5 protein-coding genes are annotated in these 4,383 nt (G+C 43.2%); 4 read left to right on the top strand and 1 reads right to left on the bottom strand.

All coding sequences use genetic code 11. The features are described from left to right. Window positions 1-183 precede the first annotated feature (183 nt). From ACO0K9_RS03780 to ACO0K9_RS03770, 3 genes are all read left to right on the top strand, one after another. Window positions 184-1,167, top strand: a complete 984-nt coding sequence (locus tag ACO0K9_RS03780) for a hypothetical protein (RefSeq protein WP_422981904.1) — start codon at window positions 184-186, stop codon at window positions 1,165-1,167. A 70-nt stretch (window positions 1,168-1,237) separates the two neighbouring features. After that, window positions 1,238-2,221, top strand: coding sequence for a hypothetical protein (locus tag ACO0K9_RS03775; RefSeq protein ID WP_422981902.1), 984 nt, complete (start codon window positions 1,238-1,240; stop codon window positions 2,219-2,221). After that, entirely contained in the window at window positions 2,218-2,754 is a 537-nt protein-coding gene (locus ACO0K9_RS03770; RefSeq protein WP_422981900.1) for a hypothetical protein, read from the top strand. Before ACO0K9_RS03775 ends, ACO0K9_RS03770 begins: the two co-directional genes overlap by 4 nt. A gap of 147 nt (window positions 2,755-2,901) precedes the next feature. Here the strand turns inward: ACO0K9_RS03770 and ACO0K9_RS03765 are convergent, their stop codons facing one another. Continuing rightward, window positions 2,902-3,540, bottom strand: coding sequence for a hypothetical protein (locus ACO0K9_RS03765; RefSeq protein ID WP_422981898.1), 639 nt, complete (start codon window positions 3,538-3,540; stop codon window positions 2,902-2,904). 570 nt (window positions 3,541-4,110) lie between these two features. Between ACO0K9_RS03765 and fliQ the strand changes: the two genes are divergently transcribed. Beyond that, window positions 4,111-4,377 carry a flagellar biosynthesis protein FliQ gene (fliQ, locus tag ACO0K9_RS03760; protein ID WP_422981896.1) on the top strand — a complete coding sequence of 89 codons (267 nt, stop codon included), beginning with the start codon at window positions 4,111-4,113 and terminating at the stop codon, window positions 4,375-4,377. Window positions 4,378-4,383: the final 6 nt, after the last annotated feature.

The raw sequence follows: 4,383 nt of genomic DNA, 5'->3' as shown, positions 1-4,383 counted from the left end.
GGGATATGCCCTGTTTATCTGGCCCGATAGGGATGGGGTGGGTAAACGGGGCGTGTCTAGTGTTTCTAGGGATACCAAACGAATGAGATAATGGGAAACTTGAGATTTCAAGTCTTAACGTATTGTTTACGCCCTTAAGGTAGAATTCTGACATCGAAAATTAACATAAATAGGGGATTTAATATGCAAACGATAGAACGACCAGGCATCAACCTGAAATGGTCCAAGAGCTGGAAAGCTGATGCGAAAAATCTGACGAGATGGCGAGATAATCATGGGCCTGATAATATTCAGGAGTTAGAACATTACGCGAAGTATGGTACCGAATTAAAAGACTATGGCATTGATCGTCAGCATGTTGAGCCACCGTTTCTTGCTTGGGAGCCAATTGCTACAGAAATTAATATGTATGCGTTAATGAGACTTTTTGAACTTGAGTCGCAATTAATGAGCAATAAAAATTTTGATTTGAAGCTTGCAAGTAGTGTATTTGATGCCGCATCTCTTGCGCAAATGATAGTTTTGCAAAAACATTTTAAAGCGCCAATGCGCTTTAAAAAAGATTTACGGGTTATGAGTTTGAGTTGGGTACCCTTTACTGCATTGGGACTATTGATTGGCGCTGAAGATGCAGCATTACGATTAGCCCGATTGCAATTACTTGCTTATGGTAAAGGTTTTTATACTGCTTGGCATCATTACCCAATTTTTCATTTCATATTGCGTATTTTTGCTGATTATCTGGATGAGCCTATACCGGTTTTGGTAGGTGAGCCGCTTGCTGAACCCATTTTCCAAAAACTGTTTGCAATTTGGCGCACACCAGATTTGGACGAATTGTCGGCTGTATGTCTGGCCGCTTGTGATTACCATACCCACCGTTGCCACTCAAAAGGGGATGCGATTGTTGAATTTGACAATGGTGACTGGAACCGCCTGCCCATTGAGATACTCTTGCTGTTCAAACTCAGAGAGTTATCTGGTTTGGCTAACCCACAAATCGATCATCCTTTGATGAACCCTGTGATGGCAGCATTGCCTCCAGAAATGCGTTTTATACCTGACCCGCTGATACAGCAAGTACGCGCCCGTATGATGCAGGATGAGTACGACGAGCAAGTTATTTTTGATCAGTGTTATACCTGGAAAGGTCAAATCCAGACCTGAAAAACAGAAACGTTCTGCAACAATAAACACCTGCCGCCATGAAAGGTGTTTATTTAAACCAAAGTAATCTATGCAAACGACAGAACGACCAGGCATCAACCCGAAATGGCCCAAGAGCTGGAAAACAGATGCGAAAAATTTGACTAGATGGCGAGATAATCTCGGGCTTGAAAATATCTTGGAGCTGGAGCAATATGTACAGCAAGGTACTTTGTTGAGTGACCCCGGAATAGAACTGGATAGTGTTAATCCGCCGTTGAAAACATGGGATTTACTTTCTAATGATTTACGTATATACGGGTTTATGCGGCTCTTTGAGCTAGAACTGGAATTGACGAATAAAGGTAAGTTTGATCTTTCGCTTGCGGGGCGCGCATTTGATGCTATACACGTTGAACAAATGATTGCGCTCGAGGAGCACCATAAGGCGCCAATGCGCTTTAATAAGTATCTGCAAAGCATGTCGTTGAGACTAGTACCTTTTACTGCATTGGGGCTATTGATTGGCGCTGAAGATGCAGCATTACGATTAGCCCGATTACAATTACTTGCTTATGGCAAAGGGTTTTATACCGCTTGGCATCATTACCCAATTTTTCATTTCATATTGCGTATTTTTGCTGATTATCTGGATGAGCCTGTACCGGTTTTGGTAGGTGAGCCACTTGCTGAGCCCATTTTCCAAAAACTATTCGCAATTTGGCGCTCGGCAGATTTGGACGAATTGGCAGCTGTGTGTTTGGCTGCTTGTGATTACCATACCCATCGTTGCCAATCCAAAGGGGATGAAATTATTGAATTTGACAATGGCGAATGGACCCGCTTACCCATAGAGATACTCTTGCTGTTCAAACTCAGGGAATTATCTGGCTTGGCTAACCCGCAAATCGATCACCCTTTGATGAATCCGGTGATGGCTGCATTGCCTGCGGAAATGCGTTTCATACCTGACCCGTTGATCCAGCAAGTACGTGCCCGCATGATGCAGGATGAGTACGACGAACAAGTTATTTTTGATCAGTGTTATACCTGGAAGAGCCAAATTAATATATGAAAAATCCAAATTTTTCCAACAAAAAATTAAGTACAGGAGATGGTGAAAACCATGAGTTTTCACATATAAATCTGGTGCAATTTTTTAGTCCTGCCATGGGCATTGTGGTTAATGTGCCAGACAATTGGGTCGAAGAAAGCAGCGACAGCATTTTCCAGGTGAGCGATCCGGTAACAGGAACGCAGTTTACCGCCAGCGCTTTTCAAAACCCTGGCTTGTCATTCGATAAGTGGACTTTCATGCGCCTGTCTATGGTTGAGGAGGGCATGCCGTATTTGCGTGAGGTGCGAGGACCCTATCCATTCAAAGCTAAGACATGGGCAAATTTTGCGGCTGAGTATGAGGGGCGTTTTCCAGAAAAGAATGAGGATAGCCGTTATGTCGTGCTGTGCATGCATACGGACAAAATGCTGATTTCTTTTACTGTCGTCGCAAACGCAAAAGTCTATGCTGCGAATGAAGCTTTATACACATGGTTGCTGCAGAATCATTTGGAAATTTACGATGTGATCAGGGTTAAGCAGGAAGGCTGAAAGTCTTGGGTTCGCGTATTGTGATTTAAGTATGCATGATGCGCGGCAACTGGCAGTTGCCGCGCATCATGCAACATGGGCTTCAAGCTTGGCTATTGGATTTTAGTCTCAATTGTTTTTGGTGCTTGTGTGTTGCTCATGCTTGGCCTATTTTGAACGCATTTCGCAAACGTGGGCAAAATAGTGCATGATCCAATAATCTGGAACATCGATCTCGTCTTTTTCATTTTGCGAGGTATTGATGATATCAATGATGGTCTCTTTTTTTCCTTCTTCTTCGTAATTGTCGTCTTCATAAAAATTGACTACGGCAGCCATGAGCACTTTGTTTTTTGGCGTGGCCAAGAATGTCAGGTCATAACAAACGCTTCCTGCGGAGTTGAGCCTGTCCTCGTGCGCTTCCGCTAACAGTTCACTCATGATGTTAAGTTCTGCCTTGGTCAGCGCTGGCGCGGAGTCAGCTTGCTTGAATAGATTTTGACAGCGGCTGGCGAGGTAAGTCATTAACCAATCATTGTAAACAAAGACCTGATCTTCGGCTTCCATAATATATTTGAGGCTGAGTCCATCTTCGTCAGAATTTTCATCATCTTCGTCTTGCGGTTCTGCACATAATTCAAACGCGGCGGCAAAAATGGCTTTATTTTCATCCGTTGCCGGCATCGTAAAATCATTGGCGCTATGATCGGCGAATTCATTTCCAGCTTCCTCCAGAAGCATGGCCAGGAGTTCAACTTCAGAAGAAGAAAATTGTTGGGGGAGATTCGGAGAGGTATTTTCGGGCACTATGAAAACTTTCAAAAGCAGAGTGGATGTTCTTTTGGGTGCTGCCGTGTGCAGTGGTCAGGTAAGTCATAACACGAATGTTGACAATACTATAGATAATTGTCGTTGTGAACCAAGGCCAGGGAAATAAAGTGCGCTAAGTATCCTGGCTATTGTTTATTTAAACGAAAATAATCCGCCTTCCTGTATTTTTGGCGTGAATGCCTCAGTGGTAAAGTTGATTAGAGAAGTTACTCTAAAATCGAAACTTGCCTTACCCTTGCCTTGGGTAAACATGCGCATGGCTCTACACTATTGCAATCCTTTGCAACATCATGGTGGCGCTGGTAATTTCTATCCATATTGACAGGCGATAAATTGAAGTGTAACATTCGGTAACATTGCTAAACAGTCTAATTACAATTCCAATGAACTTTGCTGCACAGCAACAATTTTGACGTTGATTTGCCTTGCTTCCATGAATTTATTGATCAGCTTTGCATAGTTTAAAAAAAGGCCGCGCTCGATTTTGGGTTGCCGTTTTCCAGTTTTGGAATGTGTTTTAGGGAAGTGGCTTGAAGGAATTGGGTAATGGGGTCTGATGTTGCACTGCACTTGATGGAGCAATTATTATGGGGCGCACTGTTGATTTGTGCGCCTATTCTTATTTGTACTCTCGTCGTTGGTTTGGCTGTTAGTGTTTTACAGGTGGTGACGCAGATTCAGGATATGTCACTGACCTTTATCCCTAAGCTGGTGGCGACCATTTTGGCGTTGACGGTGTTTGGTTCGTGGATGTTGCGCAAGCTCTTGATTTTTGCACGAGAGTTGATCACAAATATTCCCAATTATTTTTAGTTGCCC

This window comes from Undibacterium sp. Ji50W, from assembly GCF_049340445.1.
Lineage (GTDB): Bacteria > Pseudomonadota > Gammaproteobacteria > Burkholderiales > Burkholderiaceae_D > Undibacterium.
Note: the sequence above shows the minus strand (reverse complement) of the source record. Positions and strands in the feature narration are given on the sequence as shown.